The sequence below is a fragment of the Cutibacterium acnes genome, from assembly GCF_003030305.1.
In the GTDB taxonomy this organism is placed as follows: domain Bacteria; phylum Actinomycetota; class Actinomycetes; order Propionibacteriales; family Propionibacteriaceae; genus Cutibacterium; species Cutibacterium acnes.
Map to the genome: position 1 here is coordinate 2,090,718 of NZ_CP023676.1, position 20,985 is coordinate 2,111,702.

12 protein-coding genes and 2 pseudogenes are annotated in these 20,985 nt (G+C 61.0%); 6 read left to right on the forward strand and 8 right to left on the reverse strand.

The genetic code is table 11. The annotated features are described in order from the left end of the window. Nucleotides 1-65 precede the first annotated feature (65 nt). The 3 genes and pseudogenes from CPA42_RS10500 to CPA42_RS10510 form a co-directional block, all read right to left on the reverse strand. Nucleotides 66-833, reverse strand: a complete 768-nt coding sequence (locus CPA42_RS10500) for a slipin family protein (RefSeq protein ID WP_002515414.1) — start codon at nucleotides 831-833, stop codon at nucleotides 66-68. Beyond that, on the reverse strand, nucleotides 830-1,627 hold the full coding sequence (locus CPA42_RS10505) for a hypothetical protein (RefSeq protein WP_002515409.1): 798 nt from the start codon (nucleotides 1,625-1,627) through the stop codon (nucleotides 830-832). The genes CPA42_RS10500 and CPA42_RS10505 overlap by 4 nt, the downstream gene beginning before the upstream one ends. After that, nucleotides 1,624-3,958: pseudogene (locus tag CPA42_RS10510) on the reverse strand (nitric-oxide reductase large subunit). Before CPA42_RS10510 ends, CPA42_RS10505 begins: the two are co-directional and overlap by 4 nt. A gap of 158 nt (nucleotides 3,959-4,116) precedes the next feature. On the opposite strand from CPA42_RS10510, the gene pabB reads away from it, so the two are divergent. Then, entirely contained in the window at nucleotides 4,117-6,204 is a 2,088-nt protein-coding gene (pabB, locus tag CPA42_RS10515; RefSeq protein ID WP_002515369.1) for an aminodeoxychorismate synthase component I, read from the forward strand. Here pabB and purL read toward each other — a convergent pair. Continuing rightward, complete coding sequence (purL, locus tag CPA42_RS10520) at nucleotides 6,191-8,443, reverse strand: phosphoribosylformylglycinamidine synthase subunit PurL (RefSeq protein ID WP_002519574.1); 2,253 nt, start codon at nucleotides 8,441-8,443, stop codon at nucleotides 6,191-6,193. The genes pabB and purL overlap by 14 nt on opposite strands. A gap of 139 nt (nucleotides 8,444-8,582) precedes the next feature. Between purL and CPA42_RS10525 the strand changes: the two genes are divergently transcribed. Continuing rightward, nucleotides 8,583-9,881 carry an MFS transporter gene (locus CPA42_RS10525; protein WP_002519573.1) on the forward strand — a complete coding sequence of 433 codons (1,299 nt, stop codon included), beginning with the start codon at nucleotides 8,583-8,585 and terminating at the stop codon, nucleotides 9,879-9,881. Between the two features lie 9 nt (nucleotides 9,882-9,890). Here the strand turns inward: CPA42_RS10525 and pepN are convergent, their stop codons facing one another. The 3 genes from pepN to CPA42_RS10540 form a co-directional block, all read right to left on the reverse strand. Next, the gene (gene pepN / locus CPA42_RS10530; protein WP_002515412.1) at nucleotides 9,891-12,425 is read right to left on the reverse strand and encodes an aminopeptidase N; all 2,535 of its coding nucleotides are present in this window, start codon (nucleotides 12,423-12,425) and stop codon (nucleotides 9,891-9,893) included. A gap of 146 nt (nucleotides 12,426-12,571) precedes the next feature. Beyond that, nucleotides 12,572-13,009, reverse strand: a complete 438-nt coding sequence (locus CPA42_RS10535; RefSeq protein WP_002515401.1) for a hypothetical protein — start codon at nucleotides 13,007-13,009, stop codon at nucleotides 12,572-12,574. A gap of 10 nt (nucleotides 13,010-13,019) precedes the next feature. Beyond that, nucleotides 13,020-13,199, reverse strand: a complete 180-nt coding sequence (locus tag CPA42_RS10540; protein WP_002519572.1) for a hypothetical protein — start codon at nucleotides 13,197-13,199, stop codon at nucleotides 13,020-13,022. Between the two features lie 313 nt (nucleotides 13,200-13,512). On the opposite strand from CPA42_RS10540, the gene CPA42_RS10550 reads away from it, so the two are divergent. Beyond that, nucleotides 13,513-14,718, forward strand: a complete 1,206-nt coding sequence (locus CPA42_RS10550) for a dihydrolipoyl dehydrogenase family protein (protein ID WP_002519571.1) — start codon at nucleotides 13,513-13,515, stop codon at nucleotides 14,716-14,718. A gap of 72 nt (nucleotides 14,719-14,790) precedes the next feature. On the opposite strand, the gene CPA42_RS10555 is transcribed toward CPA42_RS10550, so the two are convergent. Beyond that, a complete protein-coding gene (locus tag CPA42_RS10555) occupies nucleotides 14,791-16,266 on the reverse strand; it encodes an acid phosphatase (RefSeq protein WP_002515390.1) in 1,476 nt (491 codons plus the stop codon). Between the two features lie 603 nt (nucleotides 16,267-16,869). Here CPA42_RS10555 and CPA42_RS13630 point away from each other — a divergent pair. The 3 genes and pseudogenes from CPA42_RS13630 (at nucleotide 16,870) to CPA42_RS10575 (ending at nucleotide 20,933) form a co-directional block, all read left to right on the forward strand. Next, a pseudogene (locus CPA42_RS13630) lies at nucleotides 16,870-19,056 on the forward strand (PKD domain-containing protein). Continuing rightward, the gene (locus CPA42_RS10570; protein ID WP_023032912.1) at nucleotides 19,053-19,616 is read left to right on the forward strand and encodes a hypothetical protein; all 564 of its coding nucleotides are present in this window, start codon (nucleotides 19,053-19,055) and stop codon (nucleotides 19,614-19,616) included. The pseudogene CPA42_RS13630 and the gene CPA42_RS10570 overlap by 4 nt, the downstream one beginning before the upstream one ends. Nucleotides 19,617-19,979: 363 nt before the next feature. After that, entirely contained in the window at nucleotides 19,980-20,933 is a 954-nt protein-coding gene (locus tag CPA42_RS10575; protein ID WP_002516182.1) for an N-acetylglucosamine kinase, read from the forward strand. The last annotated feature ends 52 nt before the right edge of the window (nucleotides 20,934-20,985 follow it).

Sequence of the window (20,985 nt, forward strand, 5' to 3'; positions counted from 1 at the left end):
AAGCAAACAGGAACCACGCGGACGCGGGTAGGACCCGACCGTCCCGAAGTCCAGACCCCCATCGGTCAATTCCCGTGATCTTTGCGAAGGAAGGGGGCGAGGATATCCATGGGCAATGGGAACACGACCGTCGAGTTCTGATCGGCTCCCAGCTCAAGAAGCGTCTGCAAATACCGCAAATGCAGGGAGGCCGGGCTCTTCGAGAGTTCGTCGGCCGCCTGCCGCAACTCGCCGGACGCCTGCATCTCGCCGCGTGCGTTGATGACTTTCGCCCGCCGCTCCCGCTCCGCCTCCGCCTCACGGGCCATGGCCCGCTGCATCGCCTCCGGGATCTCCACGTCCTTAATCTCCACGACGGACACATCGACACCCCACGGGTGCGTCTGCACCTCGATGATCTCACGGAGGTCCGTGTTGAGTTCCTCCCGGTGGGCGAGGAGGGTGTCGAGATCCGCCCGGCCTAGGACACTTCGCAACGTCGTCTGAGCGATCTGGCTCGTCGCGATCGCGTAATTCTCCACATTCATGACAGCATCCATGGGGTCCGTCACGTTGAATAGGACGACGGCGTTGACACGAGCCGGCACGTTGTCGCGGGTGATGATCTCCTGCGGCGGGATCGTCAGGGTTACGGTGCGTTGGTCGACTCTGTGCAGCTTGTCGAGGCCGGGGAAGATAAACACGAGCCCGGAACCGTGCAGCCCGCGCAGTTTGCCGAGCCGGAAAACGACGCCGCGCTCATATTCGGGGATGATCTTGAAGCTCGATATCAGGAACCCGATGACGAGGATGACGAGCGCGATCGTGGTGAAGGTCCATTCGAGATCACTCATGTTCTGCTCCTGTCGGCATCGACGTCGTCCGCACCTCGGTAGTACCTGCCCCGGTCATACGTGCTCCGCGCCGCGGCCTCGACCGCAGCCGCCTGCTCGACCGAGCGGTACCGCGTCCGTCCGGACCTCCAACGGGACCCGTACCGGGCGATAAGACGGTCGGCCTCGTCACCGGCTCGGTCTGTCGTCGCCTGTCCATGAACGCCGAGCACGCGGACACGACCGTCGTCGTGCGCCGTCCCGGTATCCGGCACTGACGTCTCCAGCGGCAACCCCTCTGGGATGTCCACTGGGCGCCGGCGTATGGATGCAGCGGTGGGAACGAGAGCCAGGCAGACGATAGCGATAGTCGCTATAAGAGTGACCACCTCCGCCACCGTCCGTGCCACGAAGAGCATGCCACCTGGCAGGGCCAGAGCAGCGACCATGACGCACACCGTCATACCGCGATGGAACAGTCCGGCCTCGGAGTACGGCCACGGGTCGACGGGCATGGTTACCTCGCGCGCCGTCATCGTCGGCGAGCACGTGTCCTTGACGGGGCATCGACCACAAATCTCGTGCTGACCGCGGTACCTGACGACCCGCTTCTGCGGATCGAAGCTCGCGGGCCACAGCCAGTGGTCCTCATGGCACTTCCATCCGTCCCGATCGTCGTGGTAGACGAAGTTCGTCGTCTTCCACTCCCGACTCATCCGGGCGCTGTGGCGACCCAAGACATCGAGCAACCAGGCCACGGTAAGCAGAAAGAGGGAGTAGCAACAAGTGAGCACCACCTGGAGGGACGGGCTCACCTCGTCGCCTCCGGCAGCTGGGCGTGTCCTTGCTCGCCCGGGGCCTCCTCGATGAAGAGCCGCTCCACCGGCAGTTCATCGACGGTCCTCCCTTCCCGGTGGTGCATCAGTCCCTGGAATGTCATCCACAAGAACGGCAGCACTCCGCCGATGATGAAGACGAGGTCCCCCGGCATGCGGAGCCACTCGAGGACGACGTTGCAATGCTCGGTGATGTAGTTGAGCTGGCGGGCTTCGAAATAGCCTGCGTCCACCGAGTGGTATAGCTGCAGGATGCCAAGCGGTAGCAGGGTGACGAAGACCATCCAGGCGAGCCCGATGTTCGTGCACCAGAACGAGATTTTCGCCAGCTTGTCGTTCCACGCAGGGATGAGGTACCTCAGCGCGAACATCGCCAAGGCCATGGCCATCATCCCGTAGACGCCCATCATCGCCCCGTGGGCATGGTTGGCGGTGAGGGCGGTGCCGATCTCGTAGTAGGACACGATCGGCAGGTTGATGAGGAATCCGAAGACACCAGCACCGACGAAGTTCCAGAACCCGACTGCAACGAGGAACATCACCGTCCAGCGATGCGGGAACGGCGTCGACGATCGCGACTCACGCCGGGCTCCGAGCTGCATGAATCCCCACGCCTCGACTGTGAGGAACGTCAATGGGATGACCTCCGCAGCCGAGAAGAAGGCGCCGATGGCCATGTGCGCGCTCGGGGTGCCCGAGAAGTACAGGTGGTGCATGGTGCCGAGCACCCCACCGGCCGAGTAGAGGATGACGTCCATGTAGATGACACCCAACGCCACCTTCTCGCGGACGACACCGAGCATGACGAAGATGTACGCCACCATGACGGTGGTGAAGAGCTCGAGGAAGTCCTCGACCCAGAGATGGACCACCCAGAAACGCCAGAACTCAGCCACCGAGAGCTGAGTGTGCGTCCCGGCGAGGAGACCCACGGCGTAGAACATCGGGATCGATAGGGCCGAGAAGAAAAACACCCACGGCATATTGCCGACCGATTCGGTCCTCATCCGGGTATGCATAGCACGCCAGATAATGAACACCCACAGGAACATGCCAAGGGTGAGCAGGAGTTGGAACATCTTCGACAGGTCGATGTACTCCCACTGCTGGCCGAAGACCGGACCTTTAGCCCACGAAACTCCGTAGACCGACAACGCCTCACTGGTAAGGGAACCGAATACGACGAAAGCTACTGCCCCGAGCAGCACGTAAGTCAGCACGTGTTGCCTCCTAGGCTCCTTACCCGAGACGAAGGGAGCCAGGAAGATGCCGCCGGCAAGGAAGGCTGCCGCCGTCCAGAACAACGCCAACTGAACATGCCAGGTTCGGGCAAGGTTATAGGGCAACCAGGCCGCCAAATCGAACCCAAAAAAAACTCGAAATATCCGCCCGGTAATGCTCTGCCGCCGCACCAACAAGGGTCTGGAAAAGGAACAAAACAGCAATGACGAAGAAAAACCATGAGGTGGCGCGTTGCGACTTGGTAAGCCCAACCTGGCTGGGAGGGATGAAACTCAGTGACGGAGTCTCCGACTCGTGCCAACCGATGTTCTTGCTCCAGCGCCCATATATTGCGAACATGACTCCGGTACCGCCGATGAGGACGATAAGGGAAAGCACGGACCAGACAACCATGTCGGCCGTTGGACGGTTCGCCACAGTCGGGTCTGCCGGCCAGTTGTTTGTGTACGAATAGCTGTGGCCGGGCCGATCTGCGGCCGCTCCCCATGCGGTCCACGCGAAGAAGTCGGTCAAGTGCCTAGCTTGTGCCGGGCCCTTGATGTCGTCGGCTAGCAGACCGAGGTTGTGCGAATTCCTCCCGAAATACGTCGTGTAGTAGGAAACGAGATGGTGGTATGCGGCGGTCTGCTGACGTGATAGGACGAGCACGCCGGTGCGGGAGTCGTAGCGGTTGGTACGCCAGTCCTTGATGTTGGCCTGGTGCGGTTGATTCTCTCTAGCTTTGATTCGAACATCCAGGGTCAACGTCGCGGCACGACGCAGATAGTCGGCGGTGAAGTCGGGGCCAAGGTACCCACCGTGGCCGACGATGGACCCATACTCCATGAGGCCTCGGTTATTGAAGGCTTCCTGCCCGGCAACGATGTCGTCATGAGTAAACAGCACCTCTCCGGTGGTGGAGACAACCTTGTCGGGTATGGGTATGGAGTCGTTATAGGTGTGATACGCGAGGATGCCCATCACCGTGAATCCCAGGATCATCACAAGGGCGATCCCTTGCACCCAGCCTTTGCTGACGACCATCGGTCGACGACGGGTATCCTCGGGTTTCTTGCCTTCATCGCCCATGGCATAAGCCTATCGTTTATTGACGATACAATCATCATAAATGATGAGCGTGTCCGCCCCCTACCACGGCACGATGCCAGGACAGCCCGTTTCGGGAAGTGGCCCCTATCCTTGTGCTATTGCTCTTGCACTGCAGCGGATGTCACCGAGGAGGGCCCGTGATCCTGCTGGTTGACAACCACGATTCCTTCACCTTCAACCTGGCACACCTATTGGCCGAAGTCAGCGGGATCGAGCCAGTGGTGGTCCGCCCCGAGGAGGTCGAGCGTGCAGGGATCCTCCGCCGATTGGCTGATGGCGAATTCGACCACGTGGTTATCGGTCCAGGACCTGGCTCCCCGCACAACGACAAGGACTTCAAGACCGCCGGACAGGTGATCGATGCCTCCAACAAGCTCCCCCTGCTCGGGGTGTGCCTGGGCCACCAAGGCCTCGGGTTACGTCACGGTGCCCAGTTGCAGACCATTCGGCCCCATCACGGCATCGTCAGCCGAATTCATCACTCCAGGCGTGGAATCTTCGCCGGATTACCGCAAGATTTCGAGGCAACTCGGTATCACTCACTGTGCTTGACCACGTTGGGTGACCAGATCGTCGAACATGCTCGCGCCGAGGATGGCGCCATCATGGCGTTCGAGGTTGCCGACCGGCCACACTGGGGCGTGCAATTCCACCCAGAGTCAGTCATGACGCAGGTCGGATGTCAGTTAATGACGAACTTCCTGGCGATCGGCAGCCAGCCACGACACAGCGAGGTACGCGACAAACGCGAACCGCGCAACATCCAGTCACGAAAGTGTGCCCGGACTACGGCACGGTGGACAATCCACCACCAAACGGTGGACATCGACCTCGACGAAGAAGCCACCTTCAGCCGCCTCGCTGGCGACGGTGACGCCTTCTGGTTGGACTCGGCCACCACGCGTGGCGACACCGGCCGTTGGAGTGTCATGGGCACGGCGTCGGGGGCGGCATCCGAACTGGTCAGTTACGACGTCATCACAAACACGTTGACGGTCAACGGGCGAACCCAGTCTGGTGATGTGCTGGACTTCTTGGAACGCCGTCTTGCAGATGGAGTATCACGGAGGGACCCGGAACTAGATGACATCCCATTCACAGGTGGCTATGTCGGTTTCCTGGGCTATGAGTGCAAGGCGCTGACCTTGGGCCCGAATGCGCACTGCAGCGAACTGCCCGATGCCATGTGGATGCGTCCGGCCAGCTGGATTGCGTACGACCACTACCGGCATCACGCTCACCTCCTAGCCTTGGACGACCGTGACACGCCCGGCTGCAATGAGGCCGCTGATCTATTGGACGCACTGGCTGCGACGCTGGTGAAGCGACCAGGTAGCAGCGAAGAGCCCGCACCGCTAACCGTGCCTGTGGAAGGGTCGTGGCGGCTCAGCCGAGGGGGCTACCAGGACCGTGTTGCCGCAATCCAGCAGGCGCTAACGCGCGGTGACTCGTACGAGGCCTGTCTGACCGACACGTGGACCTCCCGGTGCGACGTGGACGGCTGGCGGTTGTACCGCGCACTGCGGCGTCGAAACCCAGCCCCCTATGGGGCGTATCTTCGGTTTACCGACCCGCGTGTGGAGGTGTGCTCTTCATCCCCGGAACGGTTCCTGCGAGTACGCGACGGCATCGCTGAATCCAAGCCGATCAAGGGGACAATGGCTCGCTGTGATGATCCGGTGGAGGATGCCCGGGGAATTGTCGATTTACAACATGACGCGAAAAACCGCGCCGAGAATCTCATGATCGCTGATCTGGTGCGCAACGACCTGTCGCGCGTGTGCCAACCAGGCACGGTGGAGGTACCACGTCTGATGGCGATCGAGTCATATGCGACGGTGCACCAGATGGTGACCACGGTGCGCGGACGATTGCGTGAGGACGTCGGATTGGTCGACGTACTGCGAGCGACCTTCCCTGGTGGATCGATGACCGGGGCACCGAAGGAACGGTCCGTAGAAATCCTGGACGGTCTGGAGGTCGGCGCCCGGGGAATCTACTCGGGAATCCTGGGATATCTCGGCTTCGATCGCACCGCCGACCTCAGCATCGTGATACGGACGGTGATCCGAACGGGGTCGCAGGTAACGGTCGGTGCCGGCGGCGCAATCGTCGCAGCTTCCCAGCCTGACGAGGAGTGGCGCGAGAAGAACCTCAAAGCGGCGGCACCGTTGGCTGCGCTGACGCTGTCAGCCGGGCCAGGAATTCCCGTCACTCCCCCATAGCAGTTGGAATCGGCTTGCGCCAGGCTCGTTCGATCTCGTCAAGGGGGAGGCTGAACAGACCGTTAACCTCGATCTCACCGTGATCTATGACCTCGCCAATACGGGCAGTCGGCACACCGTGCTCCTGGCACAGCTCCTTGAACTCACGGTAGCCGTTACCGCACAGCGAGACGATCGCTCGGGCCGGGGTCTCCGAGAACAACATCACCGATGGTTCGCCCTCGGGCAGACTCACCGACACGCCAAGACCCCCCTGTAGGCAGCTTTCCACAAGCGCCTGTGCCAGGCCACCGTCGGACAGGTCGTGGGCGCTAGACAACAGGCCGCGCTTCGACGCTTCCACCATCACCGCGGCCAGGGCCTTCTCGGCATTCAGGTCGGGCATCGGGGGCATACCGCCTAGGTGGCCAGCGTGGATGACGTCCTCATAGACCGATCCGCCGAACTCGCACTTCGTCGTTCCTAGCAGCAAGACAGCGTCGCCGTCGTGTGCGAAGGCCGACGGGATGCGACGATGCACGTCATCAATAACGCCGAGCACACCAACGAGCGGAGTAGGCCGAATCGACTCATCTCCAGTGCGGTTGTGCAGGGAAACGTTACCGCCCGTAACCGGCACGCCAAGCTCGCGGCAGCCGTCAACCAGACCAAGGATGGTCTCGTCGAATTGCCACATGACATCGGGATCGTACGGGGAGCCATAATTGAGGCAATCAGTGACAGCCACCGGAGTTGCGCCAGAGACAGCCACATTCCGGTAAGCCTCGCAAAGAGCCAGCTGGGCGCCAAGATACGGGTTAAGGGTGGTCTGGCGTCCGTTAGCGTCCAAGGACAGCGCGATGCCGAGGTTGTCGTCAATACGAATCATGCCGGCATCGTTCGGCTGAGCGAGCACAGTATTGCCACGCACGAACCGGTCATACTGGTCGGTGATCCAGGAACGGTCGCACAGCTGGGCGGAGCCAACAAGGGCCAGCAGGGCCCCGGCAAGACCCTCACCAGAGTTATCGCGCGGCAACGCGTTGGCGTCGTTCTCGTTGAGCTCATCAATCCACCACGGACGGGCGGCCGGCATGTCGAGAACCGGTCCGTCGTGAGCAACCGTCCGCGGATCGACGTCGACAATCCGCTCGCCCTGCCAATCAATGTGAAGTCGACCGGTGTCGGTGACCTCGCCAATGACAGTGGCAGCGACACCCCAATGGGCGCAGATCTCCATGAAGCGGTCAAGCTGATCGGGGCGCACCACCGCGGCCATCCGCTCCTGGGACTCGCTCATGAGGATCTCTTCAGGGGCGAGGTTCGGGTCGCGCAGCGGAACGCGGTCGAGCTCGACGTGCATGCCACCGTCGCCAGCACTGGCCAGCTCGGAGGTGGCACAGGAGATTCCGGCGGCACCGAAATCCTGCAAGGCCTCAACTACCCCGGCGTTGAAGAGGTCAAGGGTGCACTCGATGAGCAGCTTCTCCATGAACGGGTCGCCCACCTGGACGCTGGGTCGCTTCGACTCGCCCTCTGCAGCGAAGGATTCCGAGGCAAGGATCGACGCGCCACCGATACCGTCGCCACCGGTGGCCGCACCAAAGAGAACGACGAGATTGCCTACACCCGAGGCTTTGGCGAACTGTAGGTCCTCATGACGCAGCACCCCGACGCACAGGGCGTTGACGAGCGGATTGCCGTAATAGGTGGGGTCGAAGAGGGTCTGGCCGCCGATCGTGGGCAGGCCGAGGCAGTTGCCATAGTCGGCGATCCCAGACACAACACCGGGCAGCACACGTGCGGTATCTGGAGCATCCAGCGGGCCGAAAGCCAAAGCATTCATGACGCCGACCGGGCGAGCGCCCATCGCCATGATGTCGCGAACGATGCCACCGACTCCGGTAGCTGCGCCCTGGTGGGGCTCGACGTAGGAAGGGTGGTTGTGGGACTCCGCCTTAAAAGTGACGGCCAGTCCGTTGCCAATATCGACGACACCAGCATTGTCCCCGATGCCAGCTAGCAGCGGGCCGAGCGGCGTCTGCTGAGGCAGGTCACCGAATCGGCGCAGGTATTTCTTCGATGATTTGTAGGAGCAATGCTCCGACCACATCACCGAGTACATGGCGAGCTCGCCGCCGGTCGGGCGGCGTCCCAGGATCTCCCGGATGCGCTGGTACTCGTCGGCGGACAACCCCAACTCAGCCCAGGGCTGCTCAACGTCGGGGGTGCTGACGGCGTTCTCCACTGTGTCTGCCACAGGACAAATCTAGCCGTTGAGCGACGTCATTGCCGCCTCGACCACAGATGCAGGCCACTCAGGGCGCATCGGAGTAATGGAACGTCTTACCATGAGCCAGGTGAGTACCACCACATCGGGCCCTCGTCGTCGCGTCGCCATGACATGGGTTGTGTGGATCACAGCCGTGATCGCGTACGGGTTTGCGGTCATGCAGCGAACCTCTCTCGGCGTCATGGGGTTAACGGCAGCCGCCCATTTCAACGCCCCCGCCTCCGTCGTCGCCACCTTCATGGTGTTGCAGCTAGCGGTCTACGCGGTGCTCCAGATTCCAGCCGGTATTACCGTCGACCGACTGGGATCAAGGGTCGTCATTACCGCTGGGTCGATCGTCATGACTGTCGGTCAGGTCGTCATGGCACTCACCGGAAGCGTCGGCGGAGCAGTGCTGGCTCGCGTCCTGGTCGGATGCGGCGACGCCTTCATTTTTGGTGCCGCGATACGACTAGTGCCGGCTTGGTTCCCTCCCAAACAGACCCCTCTGGTAACCCAACTCACGGGTTTGCTAGGCCAGTTCGGACAGGTCGTCTCAGCTGTTGGCCTCGTGGCCATGGTCAACAGCAGCGGGTGGCGTTCCACCTATCTCCTGGCGGCCGGTGGTGCTGCGGTAGCGGCTGCGTTGGCATTCCTCCTCATTCGTGACGCCCCGCCCGGAGTGGAGCCGGAACGTACCGATGGCAACGTCAAACAACTCCCCCACCAGGTCGCTGAGGTCATCAGTCACCCCTCGACGCGACTGGCTTTTTGGGCACACATGTCGTCGAATTTCGCCGGAATCGTATTTTCGCTGATGTGGGGTATGCCCTACCTCACCCACGCTGAGGGACGCTCAACGGCCACCGCCTCGACACTTATGACGGTTTATGTCATCGCCAATGCCATCGCCGGACCAACGGCGGGCATCTTGACCAGTCGGCACCCCATTCGTCGTGGCACCCTCATCGAGGCCATGATCGCTGCCTCCGCGGTGGCGTGGCTGATCGTCCTGGTGTGGCCAGGGCCTGCTCCGTTGTGGATGCTTTTCCTCCTCGTCATCTGCCTGGGCATCTCTCTGCCTGGCGGAAACGTCGGCTTCGATGTGGCCCGCACTTTTCAGCCAGGCAACCGGTTGGCCACCGCGACCGGTGTAGCGATTACGGGCGGCTTCTTCTTCGGTCTTTTGGAGATCGAGATTATTGGCCTACTACTCGATATGCTGTGCCCTGGCGGTCGTTACACCCTCAGCGGGTTCCGCTGGGCGATGTCGACCCAACTCGTCCTCTTTGCCATCGGGTTGGCTGGGTTAGAGGTCAACCAGCGTCGGCTCTACCAGATCATGGCTGACAACGGCGTCACCGTGCCTACCTGGCGTGAGGCCTTGGCACGGCAGTGGCGGGTCGTCAAACAGCGTCGCCGTTAAAGCCGTTACTCAGTTATTGAAATCACGGGCGGTTTCGGCACGAGATGCCGCGTCGCGACGTTCCCTAACCATCCGGGTCAGACCGCCAGTGGCCGATTGGTGACTCGCCAACCAACGGTCAGCAGTCTCGGCGGTATCACCGTCAGGGAACAGCCCGACGACTAAACGCTGGGCCATCTCGATCGGGAACTCCTGCCAGATCTGCTCAAGATCATCGAAGTAGGAGCCATTGAGATTGGCAAACGTCTGGGCACCCAGCGGGGTACGCAAACCCTCGATGAGGGCCAGACAGTGCTCATTGGACAGCTCTCCCGGGGTGCGCAGGCGACGATAAGCCTCCTGCTTCGCGGCATCGTCAGGACGAGCGGTGAGGGCCGCCATGTGATGGGCAACACCGGTCTTGGTGTGGTCACGCTCTAGCTCGGCATCCAGGTCTTCGACGCTAGCCTGGCCCAGAGCGGCCAGAGCCATCCAGGACTGCCACCTCATTTCTGGATCGACGACCAGGCCGGCGACATTGCCGTCAAGCAGGCCACGAACCCGTCCAGCCGAGTCCGGATCGGTAGCTGACAAGGCCAGGGCGTGACGCGCCCACAAGCGCTGTAGGTCGCTACCCAGCTCGGACTCGTCGAGTCCCTGCCAGGCCCGGGCTGCCTCGGCGCGCCGTGCGGTCTTGCGAGCAGAATCAGGAAGATAGTTCTCGACGGCCATTCGTAGCTGCTGCAATACGGTGGCGAGGATGGCCGGTTCGGTCTCTTTGGGACCATGCGCAGCAACGGCGTCAAGGTAATCCTGAACCTTAAGCTTGGCGTCGCGCACGGAGTTCCACAGCATCGACCAGACCAGAGCGCGAGCCAATGGGTCGGCCAGACCCGACAGGTGAGCAAGGACGGTCTTCGTACCAGTAGCGCCAAGACGCACCTTGGCGTACGTGAGATCGTCGTCGTTGATGAGGATGAGGTCGGGGGCCGGTTTGCCCGCCGCCTCAGGAACCGGGGTGCGTGGGGAGGAGATAGTGAGGTCGATGAGGTTAGTGCGCACCAAATCTTCGCCGTGCAAGGAGTACAGCCCGACGCGCAGGGTGTGGGGACGATTGACGTCGCGGCCGGTGCGGACGTCAATCGAGTCACGCACGACAGCCAGCTCGGAAACAACGCCGTCACTGATAGTAAGTTCCGGCAGCAGGACGTCGGGACCAGCAGTCTTAAGCCAAGCGTCGACCCAGGCGCTCAGATCACGTCCGCAGGCCTTTTCGAGGTGACGAATGAGGTCGTCAAGGGTGGCTGATGAGAAGGCCAATTCACGAAAGTAGTGGCGGGCCGCGCTAAAGAACCGCTCAACACCGACATGGGCCACCAACTGCTTGAGCACCGAGGCGCCTTTGGCATAGGTAATGCCGTCGAAGTTCTGACGGGCAGCTTCCAGATCGACGATATCAGCGACGATCGGGTGGGTTGTCGACTGCTGGTCGGCGGTGTAGGCCCAGGCTTTGCGCCCGACGGCGAAGTTCGTCCAAGCCTCGCGGTATTCGGTGCCGGCAACCGAGGCGTGGGCACCCATGTACTCGGCGAAGGACTCCTTAAGCCACAGATCGTCCCACCACTTCGGGGTAACGAGGTCGCCGAACCACATGTGAGCCATCTCGTGGAGGATGGTGTTGGTGCGACCTGCAAGCTCAGATCGAGTAGCTGGGCCGCGATGGATGTAGTTCTCGGTGAAGGTCACCAAACCCGGATTCTCCATCGCACCAAGGTTGTATTCCGGCACGAAAATCTGGTCGTACTTACCCCATGGGTAGGGGTAGCCAAAGGTGCGATGGTAGAAGGCCAAACCCTGCTTGGTGATCTTGAAGATCTCCTCATGGTCGACGTACTCGGCCAGCGAGGCACGAGCCAAGATACCCAGCGGAATCGATTCGGAGCCGTCACGAGAGTGCCACTCGTCTTGGAACCTGACGTAGGGGCCGGCAGCAATGGCGGTGAGATAAGTTGACATCCTCGGGGTGAGGGCGAAATCGTGCAGGAGGCCATCTTCCTCCTCCCGAATGTCTTCGTGAACCTGATTGGAGGCGACCCGCCAGTCGCTCGGGGCGATGACGTCAAAGTCGACGTGGGCTTTGAGATCGGGCTGTTCGAACACTGAGTACATCCGGCGAGAGTCGGCGGCCTCAAAGTGGGTGTAGAGGTACACCTTGCCGTCGGCCGGGTCGACGAAGCGGTGCAAGCCCTGCCCAGTATGTTGATAGGGCAGCTTGGCGGTGACGATGACGAGGTTCTCGCGGTGAGTGTGGAGTCCGTGCAGCTGAATACGCGATCCGTCGTATTCCGGCTCGACTTCCTCGCCGTTGACGATGACCGATTCGATCTCGCCGTCGAGCAGGTCCAGGAAGGTGTCGGGCTCCGTGGTGGAGAACCGCACTCTGGTGTTGGAGGTGAAGTGGGTGGCGCCATCAGCGTCAGCACCGCGTACGTCGATACGGACGTGGTACCTCTCGACTTTGATGATCTCAGACCGGTGACGGGCTTCCTCGCGGGTCAAATTCATCGAACTCACACCACCAGAGTATGGCAGTGGCGCATGCCATGAGCATCCAGACCGAGCAGTTCCTCCCGGTGAAGCTGCGCCCCGGCTCGACCAGGGTGTCTGGTGTTCGTTCTTGGCGGGTGCGAGCCGGTAGCCAAGGAGCGGTGTCAGGGTAACTGATCCAGCGATTCCTTTGGGCAGTCAACCTGCTGGACCGTCACCCCATGGGCCACGTCGTAGATCCGACACGCGACCGAGGAAGCAGATTTTCCCGCGTCAGGTGGAAGCAGGGAGCCAGACTTCATATGCCTATAGAAGTCGACACGAAACCGGGTCCCCCGACGCGAACGCACCACCCAGTAGCCGCCAATAAGGATGTCCACCGGTCTGGTCTCGTTGAACCATGTCTGCGCGGCGTCCGCACGCGCAGCAGGAGAGGTGAGCCCTCGTGAGTCCAGTTTCTTACGCAGCGCATCGGGCACGGCGTAGTCGGCGCATGCCGCGGCATCCTCATCCGTCTCAGACTGGATCGTGCTGCAACCCGCCAAACCGAAGCAAAACAGCACACACGCAGTCACCACAACCAGGAACCGAGGACTCCTCATCGGTGCCTCCTCAGTTCTCGCAATGCAGCCACACGCCGCTCAGGTAAATGAATATCCACGATACCAGCACCTCTTGAAGTATCCACGAAGGCTGCCCGAGACAGAAGCTTGGAGCGTCGCGGTGAAAGCCCCGATCGGTATGCCCCCGGAAGCGACCAGACATCTTAGCCACGAGCGCGAGGGTATTCATCAGCGAAAACAAACGAGTCTCGCACCGGCACGTATCGGCATCAATACCCGTTACGCGAAATGAGGTTGGCCCGGCCGGGTACCGAGAAAGAATGGCATCGTCGGCGCTCCGATGGGCCACCGACCACCAATCGCGTATACACGAAAGGGCGAACCATTGTTGAATAAAGAGTTCACGGTCGATGTTCTGGTCATCGGATGGGGTAAGGCCGGCAAAACGATCGCCGGACGCCTGGCGGCGGAGGGACGCAAGGTCGCCCTCGTCGAGAGATCAGCACAGATGTACGGGGGGCAGCTGCATCAACATCGCGTGCGTGCCTACCAAGGACCTCATCGACTCGGCATCCAAGCGGGACGGTCGCGACCCCGCCTCCTACTTCACCTCAGCCGTCGCCGACCGAGACACCCTCATCGCCACATTGAACCGCACCAACCATGCCATGCTGGAGGGCAAAGTGCTCCTCCTCGACGGGGTAGCCAGCTTCACTGGGCCGCACACTGTCAAGGTGGTCGCGGGAGACGATGAGATCACCGTGCGAGCGGAGACGATCATCGTCAACACCGGATCTCACCCAGCCAACCTTCCGGTTCCCGGAGCCGATGGCCCGCGAGTCCATGACTCCACCACGATCCAGCACGTCGACCCCCTGCCGTCGCAGCTCGTCATCGTAGGCGGCGGGTTCATCGGGCTGGAGTTCGCCCAGATGTTCGCCCGATTCGGCTCCCAGGTGACCCTGCTCGAGGCCGGCGAGACCTTCGTCCCCGCCCTTGACACCGACATCGCCGAGCGTGTGCGCAACATGCTTGAGGGTGAAGGGGTCACCGTCGTCACCGGAGCGCAGGTGACCTCCTGCGATGAAACAGGTGACCATGTCGACGTCGTCACCGACGATCAGACATTCGCCGCCGACGCGGTGTTGGTGGCAGCAGGCAGACGCCCAGCAACCGAGGATCTCGATCTGACCGCCGCCGGGGTGGCCACCGATGAGCGGGGCTACATTACCGTCGACGATCAGCTGCGCACCAATATTGACGGAGTGTACGCAGTCGGTGACGTCAATGGTGGGCCGCAGTTCACCTATATCTCCCTTGACGACAACCGGGTGTTGTGGGACACCTTGCACGACGGGCCACGTCGCCGTGACGATCGAGTGGCCGTCCCAGCGACCACTTTCCTCGACCCGCCGCTGTCCCAGGTCGGCATGACGATGCGCCAGGCCCGGGAGTCCGGTCGCTCCGTGCTCGTGGCAACCAAGGACGTCGCCACGATCGCCGCCATGCCGCGACCTAAGATTGTCGGCCAAACCGAAGGCGTCATTCGAGTTCTCGTTGATGCCGACGACCACACCGTCCTGGGTGCAACCCTGTGGTGCATTGATTCACAGGAACTGGTCAACTTTGTCTCACTGGCCATGCGGTTGGGAGTGCGCTACGAAACGTTGCGTGACGGGATCTGGACCCACCCGTCCTCGACCGAAGCTTTCAATGAGGTACTCGGAGTACTCGAGCCTCTCACCTGAGAAGTGATCGAAGTCCAGTCATTGTGACCGAGTAGTCACGGCCACAATGACTGGACTTCGTTCGGTTTGACCTCAGGAGGCCAGGGGAGCTGAGACGACCTCAGGTTTGAGGTTTCCGGTCTCGATCTTGACGACGTGACCGGCCTTGCCAACGGTCACTTTGGCGCTCATGGCTGCGGCCAGATTGATGCGCTGCCATCCACCCGAGGACGAGTCGAGGGCATACCCAGCATCGATTTCGGTGGCGGCCAACACCTGACGGCGCTGGGCATCGGAGAGGGTCGGGAAGGCAGTGCTCAATAGATTCTCGGCACCAGTCGGGACGACCGGAGCAGTAGTGGCGGGGGCCGGGCCACCATAGGCGGAAGCCTTGTCGAAACCGTAGGTCATGCGGGCGCGATAGGCCTTAAGAGCCGAGGCGCGATCGACCACCGGCGTCGTGGACACCGAGTCGGTGAAGGTGTTGTAGTAGCCATTCTTGTCGTTGGCACCCACATTTCCGATGCATGCCTGCACAGTGTCACCATGACCGTCGGCCTCACAACGGCGGGTGAGGTATGCCATGACCTCAGTGCGGGCGGCCTTGAGGGAGGCAACGTACAACCTATTCGTGGTCAGCGCGGCGGACACGTTGCTGTGGCCCTCGATGCGCCCACCCATGATATCCATCGGGTAGTGCACGCCGAGCACAGCGCGATTGTTGCCGGCCTCGGATGCGCGAGTGAGGATCTCGGGACCCAGCTCAGGCAAGATCTCGGCCATCGCCAAACCATAGGCATAGGCAGCGGTGGTGTGGCCCGACGGGAAAGCCTGGCTGACGGTCAGATTGGTACCCGAGGTGCCGTCCATCAGGTCGTAGCCGGCAGTAAGGAGGGCCCGTCCACCCCTCTTGTGATTCACGTCGATCCGGCTTGGCACCCGCGCAATGGCAAGGTTTTTCTTAAGGCCGCGTAGATTGTTCGGATTCCCGGAATCGGCAAAGCTGCGATCAGCAAGGTAGGGGCGCGGGTAATTGAAGTACTTCTTGGCGGGCCCGGTGCTTTTATTCGTCACTTCCTGAAACCCTGTCGACCACAGGAACCGGGCAACGTGGGTGAGGCTGCAGGAGTGAACATTCGCCGGGGTGCACTGGGCGAGCCCCTCGGCCACATACTTGCTAAGCACCGGGCCGAGGGAATCGTTATCTTCTTGCAACGGGTCCGTAAACATCGTGGCATCGCGCAGGGCACGCCACTGCTGGGATCTGCCCTGTCGGTCAGCGGCTTGGTTCGCCTCGTCAACCCCGGCCTTGTTGATCTGCTCAACGCCCTCGTCGTTGCGAGCCAAGATCTTCGAGCCTTGAGGGGTCACGTCACCGCGAAAAGCAGTGTCGAAGTTCTGCTTGTCGAGCGGTTTGGGGGTCCAGTAGCGGTCGTACTCGCTCAAGAGGGCGACGTGCGGATCTGCGGATTCATCGGGTTGGGCCGCCTGGGCGGGGCTCACCCCCACACTGCTGACGAGCGCCGTCGCACAGGCAAGGCCTAGGACAGAGGTACGAAGAACTTTCACCAGTTGACTCCTAGCGTGGTAATGGGCTGCTCGGACGTAGCCACAGGACTGTCACGAATTGACGGTATGGGGACGAGGTGACGGGCAGTGGTCTATAAGGTGACGAATTACCCACACGTCATAGGCATGTTGCCCGATAGTCTGCGCGAGAGCGCGTCTCCCATGACAGAATCCCGGAAGATACGTCATATGTTCGACCCTCCTGGAGAAACAGGACCGACGTAGCACCGAGACGTCTCCGCTGAGCGCGGCGACCGCGAGGTGGTGTGCCGTTTGGGGTCCTTCGGGGGTAGTGTGTTCGTTGTCGGCCTAATGGGTGGGTTGATGCCTAGGTGGTGTGGGGAAGCTGGTGGGAGTCCGGCACTGTCGCGTAACCGTGACCACCATTTGTGTGGGAGTCGGGGTACCAGATCACGTGGGGGTGGTGTGGGGTTCCGTCGCGGGTTACGGGGTCGGCATCGACGCGTGAACGTCTGTGTTGTCTGTGGAATCCCCTCGGGACGTTTCCGTGGAGGGACAAGATGATAGAAGCAGCAACAACGAAACGTAGGCGAGTGTTGGGCTCGCTGGTGGCGGCTGCGGTGGTGACTGGCACGGTGGGGGGTGCCTGTCCCGGCTCTAGCAGCGGGTGGGCCGAAACCCGCCGATTACGCTGCCCAGGCCGGTAAGGCAGCCGACTACATTAACGGGCATAGTGCTGATCTGACGAAGGGTGATTTGGGTCCGGAGTTGGACGGGGCGCTGGCGTTGATTTCTGCCGGCAAGACCGATGCGAAGCTTTTCGGCATGATCAAGAAAGATATTAAGGCTAAGGGGCCGTCGTATTGCACTTTTAAGAATGTGGGTGGGTGTGCGAAGGTGACGATCACCTTGCTGGCAGCTGGCGAGCCGACCACCTATGGGGGAACTGATTACGCTAAGCCGGTGACGTCGTTGCCGGATTCGGCACTCAAGGAGCGCCCGTTTCATCAGGCGTTGGACATGATCGCGTTGGAGCGGCTGGGCAAACCGATCCCGCAGAAGCTATTCAAGTCGATCACCGACTATGTCTCGGCGCGTCCCGGGCGGAATTATCCGAGTACTGATGGTCTTATGCTCGCCGCCCTGTCGCATGTGGTGTCTACAGCATACGGTCAGGAGGGGATTACGGCTGTCAAGGCGGCGCTTGTCAAACGTCTGGATGCCGATCGTCAGACAGATGGGTGGGGTTGGCCAGACCACGGTGCGGATGTGCGTGCGACGACGCGAGTGGCACCGGGTTTGTATCGGGCCGGTGACGCGAACCACAAAGACCAGGCTGTCAAGGGTCAAGCGTGGCTGGCCGGTCAGCAGAAGGCTGACGGCTCGTTCCCAAGTAATGTCGTTAGTCCCGCGTGGACGATGATGGCGACGGTGCAGGCGGTTCCGGTGTTGCGGGGTTTGCAGTCGTTGGACACTATTGGTGCTAATCCGGCTCGGGCGGTCACGGTTGATGGGTGAGTGCCGCCTCGCCGGTTAGTGAAGATGACTGTGCTGGGAGACTCCTACTCGGCAGGCAACGGAACCTTGGTTGATGGGTATCCGGCTGATGGGTCGTATCGCAGCCCTAAGAATTATGGTTCGGTGCTCACGCGCCGGTTGAATCGGGAGTTCGGGGACGATACCACGTTCCAGACTGATGTGCGGGCCTGGAGTGGCGCCCAAATCACTACCGGGGACCACACTATTGTCAGTCAGGCCGACGGAATGGATCCCCACACACATGTAGTCCTCATGACCGCCGGAGGCAACGACCTAGACTTCACCACCGTCGTCGAAAACTGCTTCATTGAAAGAGTGTGGTCAGCGGCCAAGTGTGGCGGCTCTGTTGATGCGTCACGCAAGAAGATTGATGCCACGATGACGAAAACGACGACGTTGTTGTCGCACATACAGAACCGACTGGCCGACCCGGCTCACACACGGGTCATCCTGATCGGATACCCCTACCTCATCCCCGCAGACGATGATGCTCCTTTAACCGACGTGCCGTCTACCCGGGTGCGGGCCGCCGAGGACGAATTCCGCACCAGGCAAGCCGCCACCATCAAGGCCTGGAACACATCCCATGCCCTCAAAGTGACCTACACCCCCACCACCAGCCTCTTCAACACCCACGAACCCGAACCGCTGGTTCATAACGGTGACCAGAATCCGCAACGTTGGATCAACGCCGTCTTTGAGACCGCTGGCTACTCATATAATGGAAATGGCGTCATATTGTCAGAGCCAAGTCAAGATGAAAAGAATTGGTACCATCCGAATGTGGTCGGTCATGAACAGATTGCTGGGCTGGTCCATGATGCGCTCCTGTCGAGAACGGCCAGGAGTGCGAGCTTGTCTGAGAGTGTTGCGCAGGTGGCCTCGGCGCCGGGGGTGCGGATGCGTGCCGCTGTGATCGGGCAAAGCCAGGTGCGCCGGGGTAACCCGTTGAGCCTAGACGCGTCCTCGTCGTATACAGCCTTCGGCCATATCCGCCGCTGGCAATGGGACTTAGACGGTGACCGACACTACGAAATCGATACCACCACGCCTGAGATCACTCGCACCCTCACCCGAATCGGAACATACCAGGCACACCTGCGCATCACCGATACCACCGGCACCACTGACACCCTCACCTTCCCGATCCAGGTCACCCGAGACGGCGACGGCGTACCCGATACACAAGACAACTGCCCCACCATAGCCAACCAAGACCAAACCGACACCGACCACGACGGCATCGGAGACGCCTGCGACCCCCACACCACCACAAAGACACCACGATGACCACCCACAAAAACACACACGAACAGCAATACCGCCACGCACCCCTCAACGGCCTGGCCATCGGTACCATCGTTGGAGCCGTCTGGGCACTAGCGATCTTCGGATACCAAGTATCCTCAATATTAGCAGGTGCAGACAGTAAACTCAGCTCACCTAGATTATTCATGTCATTTATTTTTCCTGCAGTTGGGTGGCTCACTGGGCTGTGGGAAAAGGCCGCAGTTTCCCGAGACAATGTGACAAAACAAAAACGCAGAGTTAAGGCCATCACTGCCGTCATGTCGAGCCTTGCTGGCGTGCTCATGGGCTCCATGGAATATTTTCTTACAAGCCTCAGGTTTGCTAGCAGCAAGGAAAAGCTCATACACTACCTTATTTTGATTGTGGTGTTCTCGCTAACAGGTTGGATTCTTGGTACGATAGGCACCATCATCAAAGATGATGGCCATCGTTTTCTTATCAAGATGAGTATCGCCACAGCGGTCGCACTGTTCACATCTGTTGCGGTTTGGTTTTTTGTATTCAGTTTCATAAGAGTGGCATTTTTCTTCGAGTTTTGATGGACGTAAGTTACGTAGGCACAGCTCTTAGCAACAACAGTAATCTTGGGGAATCGCCCCAGCCGCGGGAGGCTACAGTGTTCCCAGTTACCACGCGGCGCCACCTCCACTGCTGTTACAGAACCAGACCCCCACTGACGCGAGGCAGCAATAAATATTCACACTAATACAGACGAGGAGCAATACCGCCGCGCACCCCTAACCACCGACACCATCGCCGAAGCCCTCTAGGTGGTTATGTTTTTGCCGCCTTTCTTATTTCCGATAGGCAACTACTCACGTAACCCCTGTTCGATCGGCTGTCGTGATCGTCCCGAATACTCTGGTGGGCACGCCACCCACTCTCCCCATACCCTTGACTCCATGAATGATGCCGTGCGCAGTGATTCCTCCCCAGTCCTCGCCGTCGACGCCGGACAGTCCAGTACCCGCGTGCGGTGCGAGCCAGGGCCATGGGGGCCGGGCTGGATCGTCACCTCGTCAGGGGTGCGCACCGCACTCCCGCTAGCCCAGCAGTTTGCGACCATCATGCACGACGTCGCGACGGCTCACCCGGAGATCACCCAGTCCGAATACACAGTAGCTATCGGATCATCGGGGGCCCGCGACGACGAGGACCCCATTCCCGTCTTGCACGCTCTCAAACCCTTCGGCGTCAGTCGAGTACTGCTCGCCCACGACTCCATCACCTCTTACCTCGGTGCTCTCGGTGACCAACTGGGCGTCGTTACAGCGTCGGGCACCGGAGTCATCACTCTGGCCGTAGGCCGCCACAACGTGGCCCGAGTCGACGGCTGGGGGTACATCATCGGCGATGCCGGATCAGCCTTCTGGCTGGGCCGTCATGGCCTGGATGCTGTCATGCGCGCCCACGATGGTCGCGGCGAGCCGACAGTCCTTAGCCACACCATCGGCAACGACTTTGACGACATCGAGGCTGCCTACCTGGAACTCCATGCCGACCCGCTCATGGTCTCACGGATCGCGGCCTACTCAGCCACAGTCACCGCCGCAGCCGAAGAAGGGGACCACGTCTCCCGTGATATCTGCGTGCGCGCAGCCCATGAGCTAGCCCACTCCACCGTTACCGGTCTGCGCCAGACCGAACTCACCGACGCCGACAGCCCCGCCGTCGGTCTACTGGGCGGGGTTATGAAGTCTCAGCTCATCCATACCGCGATTACCAGGGAAATCTCTGCGGCGATGCCGGGAGCGCGAATCGTCGAGCCTCTCGGCGAGGGACTCGACGGCGCCGCTGCCCTACCAACCGTCAGTCCCGAGTCCCCGCTCGGCCAGCGCATCCACGTCGCCCAGTGAGCCACAACACCGCAGAATTCTGACGGCGGGGTGGACCATGAGGACCACCCCG